Source organism: Streptomyces sp. NPDC014864 (genome assembly GCF_043081525.1).
GTDB lineage: Bacteria > Actinomycetota > Actinomycetes > Streptomycetales > Streptomycetaceae > Streptomyces.
Window position 1 is genome coordinate 1 of record NZ_JBIBWT010000022.1, and the last position, 16,032, is coordinate 16,032.

Here is a 16,032-nt window from a genome sequence, read left to right on the forward strand (position 1 = left end):
TCAACACCCGGCAACAGCGGCGCTATCCGCTCCCACGCCGCATCCGTCAGCTCACCACGACCCACCACAAGATCAATTATCAGACAGGACCTAGCGGGGATCCGCCCGGCCACGCCGGCCGTGCCAGACTGCCTAGGACTGCTGACGTCCGGCGTCGTTGATGTCACTCGTGGATGTCAGAAGGGTGCAGCCGCGTGCGCTCGCTGCCACGATGGTCTCGTGGTTGACCTGGAGCGCATCAAAGCAGAGAGTGGGGCGTACTTCAGAGCGCTCGATGAGGGCGCCACCCTGCGGCACCACTTCCGCCACGCTGACGAAGAAGGCGGCCTCTGGTACATCGAGGCCGTACCCGACCGTGGCGAGTTGATCGTCATCAAGCAGGCCGAGCTCACTTCGGCCGGCCAACTGCACCGGTACAGCTGGGAGCACCTGGAGGACGACCACGGCTTCCTGACAGATCAAGCGATTGATCCTGAAGAGGATCCGTTGGGGGCCATCCCGGCCGAAGAGTTCCAGAGGGTGTGGACTCTGTGAGCGCGGTGGACAACCACTTTAGACTGTGTCCTACGTGGTGAGGCGGCCCAGTCGCTGGTAGCAGCAGATGGCTGCGGCGAGTCCGAGAAACGCCAGGTAGTTGCGGGGATCGTGTTCGTAGCGGTGGTTGAGTCGTCGGTAGCCGGTCAGCCAGGACATGGTGCGTTCGATGAACCATCTGCTGCGGCTCAGTCTTTCGCTGGACTCGATGCCCTTGCGGGCGATCCGCACGCCGATGCGCTTGCCGCGTAACCATTTACGGAGGTGGGGGATGTCGTAGGCCTTGTCCGCATGCAGGCGTTGGGGCTTGAAGTGCCGGCCGCGGTAGCGGTCGTGTCTCGTTTGGTTACCGGCCACCATCGGCTTCAGCGCTTCGCTGTCGTGGACGTTGGCGGCCGAGACGCCGACGAGGAGGGGCAGTCTGTTGCGTCCGACAGGACGTGCATCTTGGAAACCGGCTTGCCCCTGTCCACAGGACTCGGGCCTGTGCATTCGCCCCCTTTTTCGCCCTGATGTGGGCGGAGTCCAGGACGACGCGGGTGACGTCGATCAGGGCTGCGTCGTCGAGCCGATGCAGCACGGCCGCGTGTAAGCGACCCCAGACGCCGACCCTGGACCATATGAGGAACCGGCGGTGGGCAGTGGACTTCGAGATGCCGAAGCACGGTGGCAGCGTCCGCCAGGCGCAGCCGCTTACCAGCACATAAATGATGGCCGCGAACAGCGTCTCATCAGGTGTGTCCTGTGTTCCGCCACCCTGCGGGCGCACCTTCGACGGTGGGATCAGCGGCTTCGCGATCTCCCACAGCCCGTCCGGAACAATCCAACTCCACGTACCCCGACCCATGCCAAGGTCAACGATGCCTCACCACGTAGGACACAGTCTAACTGGCCGTTCTCTATCCGCTCGTGTGCTCGGTCTGCTTCGAACGGGGTCCTTGATCGGGTGAGTTGGCCGACGTCAGGGCATGAAGGAAGGGCCTCTTGGTAGCTCGCGGATCGAGTCCAGCGAGAAGCAAGAGGCCCTGTTGTCGAAGTGTCGCGTGGTCGCGGTTGCCGAGTCCAGTTGGTCCACTCGTGGGTGTGACTGTCTCGCCCACAGGTTTGGGAACGCGGCCGACCGGCCGGATCGCCGGCCCCGGTACGGCTCGGACATGAGCGATTCCGAGTGGGCTCTGGTTCGGGATCTGCTGCCGGTTCCGGGCTGGCTGGCGGGCCGGGGTGGCCGGCCGGAGGGCTATTGCCACCGGCAGATGATCGACGCGGTGCGCTACCTCGTCGACAACGGCATCAAGTGGCGGGCGATGCCGTCCGACTTCTCGCCCTGGCCGCGTGTCTACTCCTTCTTCGCCCGCTGGCGGGATGCGGGCCTCGTGACCGAGCTGCACGAACGGCTCCGTGAGGCCGTCCGCACCGGTGAGGGCCGCGGCCCGGAACCCAGCGCCGCGGTCGTGGACTCCCAGTCGGTGAAGGTGGACGCCACCGTCGCCCACGCCTCACGCGCGTTCGACGCGGGCAAGAGGATCAACGGGCGCAAGCGGCATCTGCTCACCGACACGCTCGGACTCCTGCTGGACGTGCTGGTCACACCGGCCTCCACGACCGACCGGGACGCCGCCCGGACGCTTCTGCCCGCGGCGAAGAAGAACTTCCGGCGACTGGCGCGGGTCTGGGCCGACGGCGGCTACACCGGGCACCTCATCGACTGGACCAGCCAGCGTCTCGGAGTCGTCCTCGACATCGTCCGCCGCAGCGACGATGCCAGCGGCTTTGAGGTCCTGCCACGTCGCTGGGTCGTCGAGAGATCCTTCGCCTGGCTCCTGCGCAGCCGGCGCCTGGTCCGTGACTACGAACGACGCACCGATACGAGCGAGGCCGTCATCCGCGGGTCGATGATCGCACTCATGAACCGCCGTCTGGCCGCCCGACATGATCAACCTGTTCGGACGGCGGCATCGTGAACTTTCCCGGCTTCGCCTCCACTAGCCAGCCCCGTTCCACCAGCCTCTTCAGGCGAGCCCTCGCCCCCTCGACGCGCGAGGCTGACGCGCTGTCCCAGCCGAGTACCACGGCCGCCCGCCTGGCACCCAGTCCCTCGGCTCCGGCCTCCGCGGCGACAGCCATCAGCGCCTGATAGTCCACCGACAGGTCCTCGAGTCCGGCCGCGTTCTCCCGATGCGGCACGGCGCGTCGAGGCCCGACCGGCTTCCTCTGTGACACCCCGACGACCGTCTCGGCGGGCTGTTCCTCCTCGGCCAGTGCCTCCAGATACTGCTCGAGCCTGATCGCCCGGTGCCTGAGGACTTCTTCGGCGTCCGCCAAGTCCGCCCGAACCCGTTCGAGTTCGGCTTCGAGCTCCTCCACCCGCACGACCGCAGCCTTGTGCCGCGCTTCCAGAACCGCCCGCATCGACGGCATCCGACACCCCCACGGCAACTCGTCTGATCAACGAGTCGAGGCTCCCGCGACGGCCACCACCCCATGCCTGACCGGCAGAATCCGCACACGAGGTTCGGAAAGAGAACGACTTCTAAGCTTGGCGTTTAACCTCGCTGGGCTTGGTGTTCCTTGATCGACTCGGCGCGTTTGACGGTTTTGCCGACGTCGTGGCGCCTGGCCTGTTGCTTGTTCTTCGAGCCGGGTGGCCGTCCGGGGCTTGGGCGGGACGGTTTCGGTGCGGCTGCCGGGCGGGCCACGGTCGCGCGGACGTTGCGAAACCCCCGGCGGACCCGGGCGGGGGTGAGGCAGCGGGGTTTTGCGGGCCGTTCCCAGGGGCGGCGGAGGTCCTCGGCGAGGGGCCGGGCGAGGCGGAGCTGCGCGCAGACGCCCGACCAGCACGACCGGCAGGCCGGCGAGAGCGTGGGTCAGGTAGGCGACGTCGTAGCCGGAGTCCATCACGATCAGGATGTCCGGATCACCCGGACGATCAGGATGTCCGGATCACCCGGTCTCCAGTGGCCTGCGCTCGTCAACCGATCGACAGTATTGCGGAGTTGGGCGGCAGTGACGGTGGTCGCGTCGTCGGCCGGGCCCAGGCGGACCGCGTCCAGCAGAGCGACCCAGGAGGTGCGGCCGGACTCCAGGGCCGCGACGAAAGAGTAGGGCCAGCCGGGCACCAACTGGTCCGAGCAGCGGTCGCCGCGTCCGTAGACATGGCAGAAGAGCCGGTCGGGGCTGGTGGGAGCGTCGGGGCGCAGCCAGTGCGACACGTCCACGGCGAGCACGATCCGCCCGTCGGCCGCCTTCGGCAGCGGCAGGCCGACCAGCGCACGGCGCAACCGCGTCGGCTCCAGCCAGCCCCGGTCCAAAGCCGCGTACAGCGCACCGTGCCCGCGCCGGTGCTCGACCTCCAGCGACAGCTCGACCAGGGTCTTCACCGGCCCGTCCGCGCACAGCACCGCGTCGGTGAGCTCGAAGAGTGCGTCCTGGCGGGCGTAGAGGCATTCGTAGAACTCGGCCCGAAAGCGGGACAACACGTCCAACGCCTCGCCTGCGGGCGCGTCGACAGACAGACTCATACACAGCGGCCGTTCTCTTGTAGTTCGTGACTCGACATCTCGAAGCGTGGAGAACGGCCGCCTCCGCTGTCCCGGAAAGAACCGCAGATCAGCAGGTCGGGTGACCTGCGACGTTAAACGCCAAGCTAAGGGCGGATATCTGCTGCAGCGTGCCGACACGGTCGGCCGCGAGCAGTGCCCGCATCGACTCGCCCTGGGGCGCAGGAAAAGCGGCATTGATGCATTGATCCCTCATATCGAGGAAACCTCATTGTCTTGTGCCGAATTCCCGGGTGCTCGGGCGACGACGGCCTCAGCGATGACGTAGGCGGCCACGCTGGTACTGCTTCGGCCACGGGACGTCGTCACCGAGCACGTGGGCCGCGCGGAGCGGCCAGGTCGGGTTGCGCAGCAGTTCGCGCGCGAGCATGATCGCGTCGGCCGAGCGGTCCACGAGGATCTGGTCGGCCTGCTCCGGTGCGGTGATCAGGCCGACCGCGGAGACGGGCAGGGCCGCGCCCTCGCGGACGGTTCGGGCGAAGGGCACCTGGTAGCCGGGCTCCACTTCGATACGGGCGTTGTGGACGAGCCCGCCGCTGGTGATGTCCACCAGATCGACGCCGTGGGCCACCAGGTGCCGCGACAGCTCGACCGTCTCCTCCGGGGTCCAGCCGCCGTCGGCCCAGTCCGTGGCCGAGAAGCGTACGAACAGCGGGCGGTCCTCCGGCCACTGCGCCCGTACGGCGTCGGTGACCTGGACCAGGAAACGGCTGCGCCCGTCGAGATCGCCTCCGTACTCGTCGCTGCGCTGGTTGGACAGCGGTGACAGGAACTGGTGCAGCAGATAGCCGTGCGCGGCGTGGATCTCTAGGACCTCGAAGCCGGCGGACAGCGCCCGCGCGGCGGCCTCGCCGAAGGACCGGACCAGAGCGCGGATGTCGTCCGCGCCGAGCTCCCGCGGGGCGGGCCAGTCGCCGAATGGCAGCGGCGACGGTGCGACCGTCTGCCATCCTCCGGCCTCCGGTTCGACGTACACGTCACCCTCCCAGGGCGGTGCCGTCGACGCCTTGCGGCCGGCATGGGAGATCTGGATGCCGGCAATGGCTCCCTGCCCGTGGACGAAGTCGGTGATCCGCTTGTACGCGGCGGCCTGCCCGTCATCCCAGATGCCGGCGTCGGAAGGGGTGATCCGGCCCTCAGGTTCCACTGCCGTGGCCTCCTGCATGACCAGGCCGGACCCGCCGCGTGCCAGGGAGCCGAGATGGACCAGATGCCAGTCCTGCGGGTAGCCGTCTACCGAGCTGTACTGGCACATGGGGGCCACCCAGGCCCGGTTTGGGAAGGTCGTGCCGCGGAGGGTGAGAGGCGAGAAGAGACGGCTCATCGGAGGCCTCGCAGGAGGGATGTGGGACGCCGGGTGCCCCGCAGCCGTCGAGCCGTGACGGCCTGGTTCCTGCGGGGCGCCCCGCACGGTGGGTGTACCCGAGTACCCCAGCCGCTCGTGGCACACACCACCGGCCCGGCGTGCTCACCCGCGCGGATGTCCGGGCATGTGGCGGTCCCGGGCCGTGGTCGCGTGCGCACCTGGGTCGTCGTCCTGGTCGCCCCTCCTCGGCTTCTGGCGCTAGCCTTCGCAGAGCTGCGTACGGCCGAACGCACGTCGCCGCAGCTCGTACGCAACAATCCGAGGGTGCGCGAGACGCTGCGAGACGGTCGGCCTGGTCGACACTGACCTGGTCCTGCCCGAGCACGGCTGGGGCTCGGCGCTGCTCCATCGGACACCTCCTTCCGTGGGCAGGCAGTGGACCGACTCGGGGGAGACCCACGACGACCGCGGGCTGAAGAATCGGCCGACCGAGGACGTTCGGCGCGTGCCTATTCCGCCTCAGCTCGTCACCGTGCTGCGCGATCACGTGGCCACGTTCGGCACGGCGGAAGACGGGCGGCTCTTCTTCCGTGAGAAGGGTTCGGTTGTCCCGTCCTCGACCTACTACCGCGTGTGGCAGGAGGCTCGTCTCCTGGCGCTCCCGCCGGCCGTCGAGGCCGGTGGCTCGCCGCTCGCGAGTAGGCCGTACGACCTTCGGCATTCGGCGCTGTCGACGTGGCTCAATGCCGGAGTGGATCCCACCGAGGTTGCCGAGCGCGCCGGCAACAGTGTCGAGGTCCTGCTGACCCGCTACGCGAAGTGCCTCGACGGACGGCAGGACGTCGCCAACCGGCGTATCGAGGACCTGTACGAGTGATCGGCCGGTGCGCTGTCGGTGCCGTCCTTTACGCTGCGCCTCGATTGAAGAGCTCAGGTGGGGAGGGACAGCGGTGGGCGGCAACGCATGGCAGGACACTGGTCCTTATCAGCGTGATCTGGAGGCCGCATTCCGGCAGGCCCAGGAAGAGGAGCTGGCGCGGGACAACCACGGTTTCGAGGGCCGGTCTGTCGAGGAGCTGTGGCGCGACCCGGAGTGGCAGGAATACATTCTCACCGGCGGCACGGGCAGCGTGCTGGATTTTCCCTGCATGATCGACGCCACGGACACCGACGACGGCCCGTTCATGCGGCTGCTGACCGATGATGAGGTGCGTGCGTGGGCTCCTCACGGCCGGCCCACCTACGCGGAGTGGGACGCCGCCCTCGACTCCGAGCGGTTGGGCTTCCCGGGCCGCGCCCAGGGGAACTGCACGGTGCTCTACCGCGACGGCCGGCCTGTGCAGATCGGCTACTGGGGGGTCACCGCTGACTAGCGGGCCGGCCCCGTGATCAGGCTCAGTGGAGGAGGCACCTCGGTGGCCCCCGGACTCGTCCGGGGGCCACCGACGTTTCCGGATGGTGACCAGGGCAAACGCCTCAAGATTCCTGGCCACGAATAGTCCACAGACCCCGCCATACGGCCGCTCCGGGCGGCACACGCCTCCACATACGCGAAGACCCCGGCCTCAGCGTTTCCACTGGTGACGGGGTCTTCGGGCACCTCATGCTGGGTGCCCCCGGCAGGATTCGAACCTGCGCACACGGCTCCACTGGCCCATACGGTGCCGGCGGAGCACCGGTGGATCGAGCTCTCCGACGGCCGGGTCACCGTCTACGGCGTGTGTCCGCCAGATCCCTTTCAACGGTGCCGTATCGAGCACCGGCTGGCCTGCTCGGCACAACGGCTACCGGCCCTTTGGCCGTGGTTGACGATGCCGCGAGGGGAGAACGGTCGGCACGCGGAGCGGCAGTTGCAGGCGGAGCCGGAAACCGCCAGAGTCTCCGGAGGAATGGCCAGATGCGGGGTAACGGTCACTTGGGGCGGACGTGCAGCTGGCGGGCATCGACTTCCAGGTGCCCACCAGCCTCTCGTCGTGCGACCGCCCCAGGTCAAGACTGTCCGCGCTTCCGTAAAACAGCTCACCGAGCGGGGAAGGTGAGTCGCAGAACGATCTCGCCGTCGTCGATCTCCCCGGTGGGCTCGAACCCGAACTTCTGGTAGAAGGGCCACGGCTCGCCGTCGCCGGGCTCGTAGCTGGTCAGCAGCTCGGTGGCGCCGTCCGCGCGAACCAGGGTGGCGACCTGCGTGAGCGCCTCTCGGCCGATCCCTCGCCCCTGGTACCGCTTGTCGACGAGGAGGCGCCAGAGGAAGTGTCGCCCTTTGTAAGGACCGGCCGACGGTTTCCACGACAGCATCACGAAGCCGACTGGCTCATCGCCGCGGTACACGGCGCGGTACCAGGGATTGGCCTCCGGTTTCTTCGCCGCCTCCTTGAGTGAATGGGACACGGAGGCGACGAATTGCTTCTGGTCACGTCGGACGCGGAGGGCACGGACGGCATCCCGGTCGTCGTCGGTGATCTCCCGTAGGTGCACGCTCGGGGATCTCATGCCACACCCCTTCCGCACGGGCAGCTGCGCCGTCCCGGCCTCCGTGAAGAGCCGCTACCGGGCGGCATTCCCGCGCCTCCGCGTGGTCGAGGCCGCCAGGTCGGACGTCTTCGCAGCGTATTCGACCCAGGCGATCTGGAGCGGGACTGGCACGCCGGGCTGTGACCGCGCCCAAGGCAGCTCCTAGGAGAGCAACCTGGCCTGACGCGGCGATGCGCATGCGCAGGCCCCTTCGTCAGTTAGATGGGCTGAGCTGGGTAATCGCACCGACAACGGCGGAATCTTCGGACCCGGACGACTCATACCGAACCAACGACGAATCTCCGACTCAGGTCACTAGTGACATGACGTCCACGCTGAGAGGTCACCGGCCCCTGACCAGGCATCCGGGCAGGGGCCGGTTCAACCGGCTCGCACTATACGACTTTCAGAGCCGATCAACGGGTCACCGAGGCCCCCTCTCCGCTACATAGGGTAGGAGGCCTCGCCCTATTCAGAATGCGAAAAAATCCGCCGAGAGGTTTACCCAAATGGCATCAGCCTCTGCGTGCTGGAAGCGGCAGACGCTCGACTGGACCTCATTTCAGGGAATCTGGATTATCGCATTCGTCCATGTCGGGGGGTGAGTAACCCTTGCCCCCCAGAGGTTTGTAGATGGCGTCCCTTTCGGCCTCTGTGGCTTTTATTGCTTTACAGATTTCACTTTTGACCTTGGTGTCGCTGACATTCAGTCCGATTCCGTATTCTTCGGGATCGGTGAAGGGATAGTCAGCGATGAAATACTTGCCGCCTTTTTTGAAATTTTGCAGGATTACTTCGTCTGTCAGTACTGCATCGAAAGTGCTGTCGAGCCCGTTGATGCATAGATCGTAGTCGGTTCGATGCTCGATGTACGGCAACCTCGCCTTGTCGTGTTGCAGGTATTCTTCTGCGCTGGACCCCTTGACCACGCACAGTCGAGCGTTATTGGGGATGTCGTAGATGCCGCGCACTAGTTCGCGCTTTCCCCGGATTCTCGCCTCGTTTGAATTCTTGGATCCTGGATAATGCTCCAGCATGATTTTTTGTTCCGTTTTGAAATATGGTCCGGCGAAAATCACGGCAGGATTCCCTGGGGTGCCCAGTTTTCGGTCAGGCGATATTCCGTAGGTTCCGACAAACATGTCGACCCCCCCGCTGTTCAGCGCCATTGCTCGCATGGACGTGTCCACGCCTTTGAAGTAAAATTTTTTGATACCCAATGCGTGGAGGATAACCTTCGCGTAGTCGATCTCCTTACCGCTCCATTTTCCTCCTTCCCGCTGGCTTAGGCCTGGCTGGCCCACCTTTACGCCGACTCTCCATACCTCTGTGCCAGCTTGCGCAGCCTTGAGTCGCGCAAAGCTTTTCCTGTCGTCGTCGTCGTTAGGTGCAGGGGAAGGGGTGGGACTGGAAGAGGCGGTGGGACGGGGTGAGGGAGGGACGTCCTTATGTGTGCCATTCCAGATGGGCGGGATGCCTCCAGTGGCGGCGAGGAGGGTGAAGCAGGCGATGCTCATGAAAGCGATGCTCATGAACACGATGCCGCGATGGCTTGGAGGGGGAGGGGGCTGGTCTTTGCGCTCGTCGCCGTCGCGTCCACCGTGGTTCCCGCCGGCATCTCCGTCGGTGGTCTGAGGCGGCAGTCCAGGCCGCAGCAGGACGTCCTCGTCCGGTTCCCACGCCCCCTGAGGCTCCTGCCAGTCCCCTGCGACCGTCAGTATCTGCAGGCATTCCCGCAGTTCGCCGTACAAGGTGCGGAGTGTCAACCTTTTCGGCCGTTCAAGCAGTCGTACGAGTTCACGGGTGAAGGGTGTACCTTCGACATTCTCCTCGGCGGTGATGAGGCGGTTGGACTGAACGCTCATCAGCAGCAGGATCTTGCGCTTATTGTGTGGGCCCTCCATCTCCTGCCAGGCCCTGGCCGCGTTACCCGCATAGCAGCAGTCGAGGATCACCACGATCCGCTCGGCTTCGCTGTTGGCGAGTTGGTGGAGCACATGGGTAATGGCGGCGGCCCCCGGGAACGCGTTATTCCCTCCGGGCACCACGCGCGCGTTGCGCATTTGCAGGAACAGTTCCTTGCCCTCGACGGGAAGAATTCCGTGCCCGGCGAAGTAGAAAAGCAGCAACCCCGTGGCTTCTTGAGTGGCCTGGCGTAAATCTTCCCAGAAGTCATCGTGCGTAGGCGAAGAGCGCACGGTGATCTGTTCCTCGTCGAACATCAGACTGCGGCGCAGCGCGTTCTTGAGTCCGGTGCGGTTGCCCTGTATATTCGGCAGATTTCCAGGCACGCCGTCTGATGGCCTGTGGTCGTACTCGGATACGCCGACGATCAGTGCTCTGTTTTCCTGCCCACGCGGATTGTAGAGAGGCACCGGCTACTCCTCGTCGGAGTTCTGTGGCGGTTCGACCCGGGGATTGGGTGGCTCTCCCTGTCCTACCCTGCCGCGGTTGGTACGCCAGGCGTTGACTGCGCGCCTCGTCTGCTCTGCCACCTGCTCTGCCAACAGCACGACGCCGGAGGAGGTTTCGATGACGCGGAGCACGATTTCCCAGTCGGGCCCCATCCGGCCCGGGGGTGTGTCCTGCCTGGCCCGCTCCTCAATGTGCAAGTTGCGGCTACGCACAAGCTCTTCCAGCGGCTTCTCGCGCTCCAGCCAGGCTTTCAAAGCGCTGAGCTCGTTTGTGTCGGTCTTCCCGTCCAACCAGACCCGTATGATCAGACCAGCCACTGCGTCTCCCTTGCTGTGTGGCCGAGATCATATTGGGTTCTTTTCATGCCTGCCTAGTAGATAGGGAAGTTGACTGGCTGTACCGGCCGCCGTGGTATGAGCGGACAACGCCGGCCAGGTGACGCCGGAAGTCGGGTGGCCGCCGAGAAGGCGGAAGCCACGGGCGAGTAGGCCGAGATCGTGGGGGAGTGCGCGCCTTGCACCGCGACTACTGAGGCTTTCGGCCCAGGGTGACGGTGATCTCGCTGGGGGGTGTATGCCTGGGGGATGCGGTATCCCGATGGGGGCGGCCTGACCGCGAAGCAGCGGGCCTGGGGGGAGCAAGTGCGGTTCGAGGCTGCCGAGTTGTTCGCGCAAGGGGTGACGCCGCCGCAGGTCGCGCGGCGATTACGGGTCTCTCGGAAGTCCGCCTATGCCTGGCATGCCCGCTGGCGAGAGGCCGGGGTGCAGGCACTGAGGTCCAGGGGGCCGTCCGGGATTCCGTCACGGATGAAGCCGGAGTGGCGGGCCTGGCTGGCGGTGGAGCTGGAGAAAGGGCCGGCCGCGCAGGGCTGGACGGAGGACCAGCGCTGGACGCTGGCCCGGGTGGCCACCGTGATCGCCCGGCGCTTCCACGTGCGCTTCAGCCCGGCACAGACCTGGCGCATCCTGCGCCAGATGGGCTTCTCGGTGCAGGCGCCGGTGCGGCGGGCTGCCGAACGCGACGAGGAGGCCGTGGCCACGTGGATCAAGGAGACGTGGCCGCGGGTGGAAAGACGGTGAGGCACCACGACTCCTGGCTGCGCTTCGCGGACGAGGCAGGGCAGCTGCTGCGGCCGCCGAAGGCATGCACCTGGTCCCGCCGCGGCCGTCCGCCCCTGGTCAGGGTCCGGGCGGCCGGCTCGGGCCGCATCTCCCTGGCGGGCCTGGTCTGCCGCAAGGCCGACCAGCGCACTCGGCTGGTCTTCCGAATGCTGGTCCACCACGGCCGCAAAGGTGAGAAGAAGGGCTTTCGGGAGCAGGACTTCGCCGAGTTACTGGATGCCGCCCACCAGCAACTCGGTGGCAACGTCGTACTGCTGTGGGACAACTACAGCCATCACGTCGACGCCGCTAGGCGCGAGCTGATCGCGAAACGGCCGTGGCTGACGATCTTCCGTTTCCCGACCTACAGCCCCGACCTCAACCCGGCCGAGGGTGTGTGGGCGCACCTGAAGAAGAGCCTGGGCAACCTGGTCCCGTGCACCATCGATGACCTGGCCGGGCTGGTCCGCACCCGTCTACTCAACGGATTCATGGCCGAGACCGGACTGACCACGGCACCGCCATGACGTCACCCCGAAGCGAAAACCTCAGTAGTGCTGTCGACTTCCCCGCCACTGACATGGTGCGGCTGAAGAGCGTGTCGGAGGTGTGTCGCGAACACCGAGAGACAACGAGAGAGGGCGGGAGTCAGTGAGACTGACTCCCGCCCTCTTCTCTCGGCATCCACCCTGGTCAGCGCTTGATCTCTACTGTTCCTAGGCGAGTGCCCCCGGCAGGATTCGAACCTGCGCACACGGCTCCGGAGGCCGTTGCTCTATCCCCTGAGCTACGGGGGCGTGTCGGGTGCGCTGTGTGCGCGGCGACGGGTAGAACACTACCAGCTCCGCGGGGGTGGTCATGAACGTTTTCCGCTCTGCTCACCTCGGGGGTGTGTCGGTGCGGGGCGGCATCCCTCGCGCGGGTTGGAAGTGGGGAAAAGCCGGACGCGGTGGCCGGTCTGGACCTACTCTCGAGTTGTGCCAGGCGCTTCGGGGCGGGTGCTTGTTGTGGACGACAACAAGGTCATCCGGCAGCTGATCAGGGTCAATCTCGAGCTGGAGGGGCTCGAGGTCGTGACCGCGGCGGATGGTGCCGAGTGCCTGGATCTTGTGCACCAGGTGCAGCCCGATGTCGTCACCCTCGATGTCGTCATGCCTCGGCTCGACGGGCTCCGTACCGCCGCTCGGCTCCGTGCCGATCCGCGGACCCGGGATCTTCCGCTCGCCATCGTCAGCGCCTGTACGCAGTACGAGGTCGAGGTCGGTCTCGACGTCGGGGTCGACGCCTTTCTCGCCAAGCCGTTCGAGCCTTCCGAACTTGTGCGGACCGTTTGGGAGTTGATCGGTCGGAGGGAGAGGGGGAGGGGGATCCGAGCGGTTTCCGAGGGGGAGGCTGGGGTCGTCGGGGGTGCTGCGGGCGCTGGTGCCATCGGGACTTCTGGGGAGTCCGTTTCCGGAGAGTCCGTTTTCGATTCCGGTCCCCTCAACCCAGGCCCCCTCAATCCCGGCCCCCTCAACCCCGTCCCCCTCGACTCCGGTGACAGCCAGGAGGTCCAGGGCACCCATGGCTCCCGTGACAGTCAAGAGGGGCACGACAGTCATGAGGCCCCGCACGAGGCCCCGCACGCTCAGCAGGCCGGGCCCGTCGTCGGCGGCTGACGCTCCGCCGGGCCCGTCGGCCGCCGGGCCGGTCGGCCGCCGGCTGGTCGGGCGCTCCGGCGGGAACGGCCCATCGGCGCCTCCACCGACCCACCCCCCCCGTTATGGTTTCCGCGGTCCTGCAAGAGGACCGCTGGCCTCCGGGCCCGGCATGACTGTTCCCCCCTGTCGAACGGATGACCTGGGGGGTGGTGTCACCGGGCCTGGGAGGCGCCGTTGGAGACGCTGATGAGAGGTCCGACTACCGCCTGGCCTGGCGCAATGCCGGGCCGCTTGCGGGCGGCAGGTCTGCATAACGTGGATGCGCGCATACGACGCCGAAGCCCTGGCCAGTACCGCACGAACCCCGTTCGGGAGGATGGGTTGGACGACATCGACGACGTGGGCGTCTTCCTCGGCCTGGACGTCGGCAAGAGCGCCCATCACGGGCACGGCCTCACTCCGGCCGGCAAGAAGGTCTTCGACAGGCAGCTGCCCAACAGCGAGCCGAAGCTGCGGGCCGTCTTCGACAAGCTGGCAGCGAAGTTCGGCACCGTGCTGGTGATCGTGGACCAGCCGGCCTCGATCGGCGCTCTGCCCCTGACGGTCGCCCGGGACGCCGGATGCAAGGTCGCCTACCTGCCCGGTCTGTCCATGCGGCGGATCGCCGATCTCTACCCGGGCGAGGCGAAGACCGACGCGAAGGACGCCGCGGTGATCGCGGACGCCGCACGGACCATGCCGCACACCCTGCGCTCGTTGGAACTGACCGACGAGATCACCGCCGAACTGACCGTGCTGGTGGGCTTCGACCAGGACCTGGCGGCCGAGGCGACCCGCACCTCGAACCGGATACGCGGCCTGCTCACCCAGTTCCACCCCAGCCTGGAGCGTGTCCTGGGCCCGCGCCTGGACCACCCCGCCGTGACCTGGCTGCTGGAACGCTACGGATCCCCAGCCGCCCTGAGGAAAGCCGGACGCCGCAAGCTGGTTGAGGTGATCCGGCCCAAGGCTCCGCGCATGGCCCAGCGGCTGATCGACGAGGTGTTCGTTGCGCTGGACGAGCAGACCGTCGTGGTCCCGGGCACCGGCACCCTCGACCTCGTGATCCCGTCCCTGGCCCGTTCGCTCGCTGCCGTCCACGAACAGCGACGAGCCCTGGAAGCGCAGATCGGACAGCTGCTGGAGGCTCACCCTCTTTCCGCGGTCCTGACCTCGATTCCGGGGGTCGCGGTCAGGACCGCCGCCACCTTGCTGGTCACCGTCGGCGACGGAACCAGCTTCCCCACCGCCGCCCACCTGGCCTCCTATGCCGGCCTTGCCCCGGCGACCAAGTCGTCGGGGACCTCGATCCACGGGGAACACGCGCCCAGAGGCGGCAACCGGCAGCTGAAACGGGCGATGTTCCTGTCCGCGTTCGCCGCGCTGCACGATCCCGCCTCCCGCACCTACTACGACCGATGCCGGGCCCGCGGAAAAACCCACACCCAGGCACTTCTCCGCCTGGCCCGCCAGCGGATCAACGTGCTGTTCGCGATGCTCCGCGACGGCACCTTCTACGCACCCAGAACCCCACGCCTCGCTTGACGAAAGACATAGAGGCACCCCCCCGCGTCAACGTCCCTCCCGCACCCACCCTGGTTCCACATCAACCCCTGCCTCCGCTGCCGCCCCGGCCGCCCCGTCCCGTCCGCAGCCCGCCCCCGTCCACATAGCGGACCCTCCGCCAAATCGGCTCGCCTACCCACCCCCCTCCTCCCCTACGCTTGTCCCCGTGACCCCCGTCGAGCTCTCCCGTACCGTGCTGGGCGCGGTGCGTCGTGCTGTGGAGGACGGGGAGCTGAGTGTGGCCGTGCCGGAGCGGGCCCTCGTGACCGCTCCCGGGCCCGGTGGGTGTGGTGACTACGCCACCAACGTCGCCCTTCAGCTCGCCCGCCCGGCCGGACAGCCGCCCCTGCGGGTCGCCGAGATCCTCCGGACCCGCCTCGTCGGTCTCGACGGCATCACCGACGTGACCGTCACCGGGCCCGGGTTCCTCAACATCCGTCTGCGGAGTTCCGCGTCCACCCGGCTCGTCGAGGAGATTCTGCGGTGCGGGCCTCGGTACGGACACGCCGAGCAGCTCACCGGGAAGCTGTACCAGCTCCACTGTCCCCGGGACGTGCGCGCCGTCGTCGTCACGGACGTGGTCGCGCGGCTGTTCCGTTCGCAGGGCGCCCTGCTGCGGAGCAGTTGCGAGGGCCCACCGCTGCCGGCGTGGGAGACCGTGCTCGGGGTCGATCTGGATCTCTGGAGGCGGAGCGGTGACCCGCCCTCCCCTCTCGACGTCAACATCCGTCCGGTTCCCGCCCCCGCCGATCCCGTTCCCCTCGGGCGGGACGCCGGGCGGTGGGCGCTGCTCCATCCCGCAGCCCACGACCGGCCGCGCATCGGCGACGAGCACCTCGTCCAGCGTGAGAGCAACCCTCTCTTCCGCGTCCGGTACGCCTGTGCCCGCACCCGGGCCCTCGGCCGCAACGCCGCCGACCTCGGCTTCTCCTCCCAGCCCGGCCCACTGGTCTCCCGGGCGGCGACGACCTTCCAAACGGCCCGCGAAACGACCTTCCACACGGCCTTCGAGTCGCCGGCTTCGTCCACCACCGACGCCACTGCCGACGCCACCTTCGGCACCCCCTCGGAGCCCACCGGCGCCCAGGCGGCCGCCGCGGTTCTTCTCACCGCCCTCGCCGACCATCCCCGGGTCCTGGCCCAAGCGGCGGAGCACCGGGCGCCCGACCGGCTCGCCCGGCATCTCGTGAGCGTCGCGGATGCCGTGCTGCCGTTCCTGCCCGGAGTGCTTCCGATGGGGGAGGAGAAACCCTCGGCCGCCCACCGTGCCCGGCTCGCGCTTGCCGAAGCCGCCGGGGCGGTGCTCGCCGGTGGCCTGTCCCTGCTCGGCATCGACGCACCCGAACATCTCTGAGAGAGCGCAC

At 67.3% G+C, this 16,032-nt stretch carries 13 protein-coding genes, 1 tRNA gene and 4 pseudogenes; 10 read left to right on the forward strand and 8 right to left on the reverse strand.

Features of this window, described 5'->3' with window-relative positions:
• The first annotated feature begins 219 nt into the window (after positions 1 to 219).
• Entirely contained in the window at positions 220 to 534 is a 315-nt protein-coding gene (locus ACF1A5_RS29715; RefSeq protein WP_392195970.1) for a hypothetical protein, read from the forward strand.
• Positions 535 to 564: 30 nt separating this feature from the next.
• Here ACF1A5_RS29715 and ACF1A5_RS29720 read toward each other — a convergent pair.
• A pseudogene (locus ACF1A5_RS29720) lies at positions 565 to 1,381 on the reverse strand (IS5 family transposase).
• A gap of 307 nt (positions 1,382 to 1,688) precedes the next feature.
• Between ACF1A5_RS29720 and ACF1A5_RS29725 the strand changes: the two are divergent.
• On the forward strand, positions 1,689 to 2,495 hold the full coding sequence (locus ACF1A5_RS29725) for an IS5 family transposase (RefSeq protein WP_392195971.1): 807 nt from the start codon (positions 1,689 to 1,691) through the stop codon (positions 2,493 to 2,495).
• On the opposite strand, the gene ACF1A5_RS29730 is transcribed toward ACF1A5_RS29725, so the two are convergent.
• The 3 genes and pseudogenes from ACF1A5_RS29730 to ACF1A5_RS29740 all read right to left on the reverse strand — a co-directional run bounded on the left by ACF1A5_RS29730 (position 2,437) and on the right by ACF1A5_RS29740 (position 5,415).
• Positions 2,437 to 2,943: a hypothetical protein gene (locus tag ACF1A5_RS29730; protein ID WP_392195972.1), complete on the reverse strand. Its 507-nt coding sequence runs from the start codon at positions 2,941 to 2,943 to the stop codon at positions 2,437 to 2,439. The genes ACF1A5_RS29725 and ACF1A5_RS29730 overlap by 59 nt on opposite strands.
• Before the next feature lie 134 nt (positions 2,944 to 3,077).
• Positions 3,078 to 4,052: pseudogene (locus ACF1A5_RS29735) on the reverse strand (transposase).
• 292 nt (positions 4,053 to 4,344) lie between these two features.
• Positions 4,345 to 5,415, reverse strand: coding sequence for an NADH:flavin oxidoreductase/NADH oxidase (locus tag ACF1A5_RS29740; protein ID WP_392195973.1), 1,071 nt, complete (start codon positions 5,413 to 5,415; stop codon positions 4,345 to 4,347).
• 319 nt (positions 5,416 to 5,734) lie between these two features.
• On the opposite strand from ACF1A5_RS29740, the pseudogene ACF1A5_RS29745 reads away from it, so the two are divergent.
• The 3 genes and pseudogenes from ACF1A5_RS29745 to ACF1A5_RS29755 form a co-directional block, all read left to right on the forward strand.
• Positions 5,735 to 6,274 (forward strand): annotated as a pseudogene (locus ACF1A5_RS29745) (site-specific integrase); the annotation flags it as partial.
• Between the two features lie 73 nt (positions 6,275 to 6,347).
• Complete coding sequence (locus tag ACF1A5_RS29750; RefSeq protein ID WP_392195974.1) at positions 6,348 to 6,770, forward strand: hypothetical protein; 423 nt, start codon at positions 6,348 to 6,350, stop codon at positions 6,768 to 6,770.
• A 288-nt stretch (positions 6,771 to 7,058) separates the two neighbouring features.
• Positions 7,059 to 7,436 (forward strand): DUF6083 domain-containing protein, encoded by a 378-nt coding sequence (locus ACF1A5_RS29755; RefSeq protein WP_392195975.1) that lies wholly within the window; start codon positions 7,059 to 7,061, stop codon positions 7,434 to 7,436.
• On the opposite strand, the gene ACF1A5_RS29760 is transcribed toward ACF1A5_RS29755, so the two are convergent.
• The 3 genes from ACF1A5_RS29760 to ACF1A5_RS29770 all read right to left on the reverse strand — a co-directional run bounded on the left by ACF1A5_RS29760 (position 7,417) and on the right by ACF1A5_RS29770 (position 10,640).
• Entirely contained in the window at positions 7,417 to 7,887 is a 471-nt protein-coding gene (locus tag ACF1A5_RS29760) for a GNAT family N-acetyltransferase (protein WP_392195976.1), read from the reverse strand. The two genes, ACF1A5_RS29755 and ACF1A5_RS29760, sit on opposite strands and share 20 nt — an antisense overlap.
• Before the next feature lie 578 nt (positions 7,888 to 8,465).
• Complete coding sequence (locus ACF1A5_RS29765) at positions 8,466 to 10,283, reverse strand: caspase family protein (RefSeq protein WP_392195977.1); 1,818 nt, start codon at positions 10,281 to 10,283, stop codon at positions 8,466 to 8,468.
• A gap of 3 nt (positions 10,284 to 10,286) precedes the next feature.
• The gene (locus ACF1A5_RS29770; protein WP_392195978.1) at positions 10,287 to 10,640 is read right to left on the reverse strand and encodes a hypothetical protein; all 354 of its coding nucleotides are present in this window, start codon (positions 10,638 to 10,640) and stop codon (positions 10,287 to 10,289) included.
• Between the two features lie 267 nt (positions 10,641 to 10,907).
• Here ACF1A5_RS29770 and ACF1A5_RS29775 point away from each other — a divergent pair, with 267 nt between their 5' ends.
• Positions 10,908 to 11,402, forward strand: a complete 495-nt coding sequence (locus ACF1A5_RS29775; RefSeq protein ID WP_392195979.1) for a winged helix-turn-helix domain-containing protein — start codon at positions 10,908 to 10,910, stop codon at positions 11,400 to 11,402.
• Positions 11,378 to 11,950: a transposase gene (locus ACF1A5_RS29780; protein WP_392195980.1), complete on the forward strand. Its 573-nt coding sequence runs from the start codon at positions 11,378 to 11,380 to the stop codon at positions 11,948 to 11,950. Before ACF1A5_RS29775 ends, ACF1A5_RS29780 begins: the two co-directional genes overlap by 25 nt.
• Positions 11,951 to 12,148: 198 nt before the next feature.
• Here the strand turns inward: ACF1A5_RS29780 and ACF1A5_RS29785 are convergent.
• Positions 12,149 to 12,220, reverse strand: a tRNA-Arg gene (locus ACF1A5_RS29785).
• Positions 12,221 to 12,352: 132 nt separating this feature from the next.
• On the opposite strand from ACF1A5_RS29785, the pseudogene ACF1A5_RS29790 reads away from it, so the two are divergent.
• From ACF1A5_RS29790 to nrtL, 3 genes and pseudogenes are all read left to right on the forward strand, one after another.
• Positions 12,353 to 12,856: pseudogene (locus tag ACF1A5_RS29790) on the forward strand (PleD family two-component system response regulator); the annotation flags it as partial.
• Between the two features lie 588 nt (positions 12,857 to 13,444).
• Entirely contained in the window at positions 13,445 to 14,647 is a 1,203-nt protein-coding gene (locus tag ACF1A5_RS29795) for an IS110 family transposase (protein ID WP_392195981.1), read from the forward strand.
• Positions 14,648 to 14,834: 187 nt separating this feature from the next.
• Positions 14,835 to 16,022, forward strand: a complete 1,188-nt coding sequence (gene nrtL, locus ACF1A5_RS29800; RefSeq protein ID WP_392195982.1) for an ArgS-related anticodon-binding protein NrtL — start codon at positions 14,835 to 14,837, stop codon at positions 16,020 to 16,022.
• Positions 16,023 to 16,032 lie beyond the last annotated feature (10 nt).

Bases quoted from the DNA above. Each gene is read 5' to 3' on its own strand.
- ACF1A5_RS29730 (WP_392195972.1), bottom strand. From the start codon at position 2,943: ATGCGGGCGGTTCTGGAAGCGCGGCACAAGGCTGCGGTCGTGCGGGTG.
- ACF1A5_RS29775 (WP_392195979.1), top strand. From the start codon at position 10,908: ATGCGGTATCCCGATGGGGGCGGCCTGACCGCGAAGCAGCGGGCCTGG.
- ACF1A5_RS29725 (WP_392195971.1), top strand. From the start codon at position 1,689: ATGAGCGATTCCGAGTGGGCTCTGGTTCGGGATCTGCTGCCGGTTCCG.
- ACF1A5_RS29740 (WP_392195973.1), bottom strand. From the start codon at position 5,415: ATGAGCCGTCTCTTCTCGCCTCTCACCCTCCGCGGCACGACCTTCCCA.
- ACF1A5_RS29760 (WP_392195976.1), bottom strand. From the start codon at position 7,887: ATGAGATCCCCGAGCGTGCACCTACGGGAGATCACCGACGACGACCGG.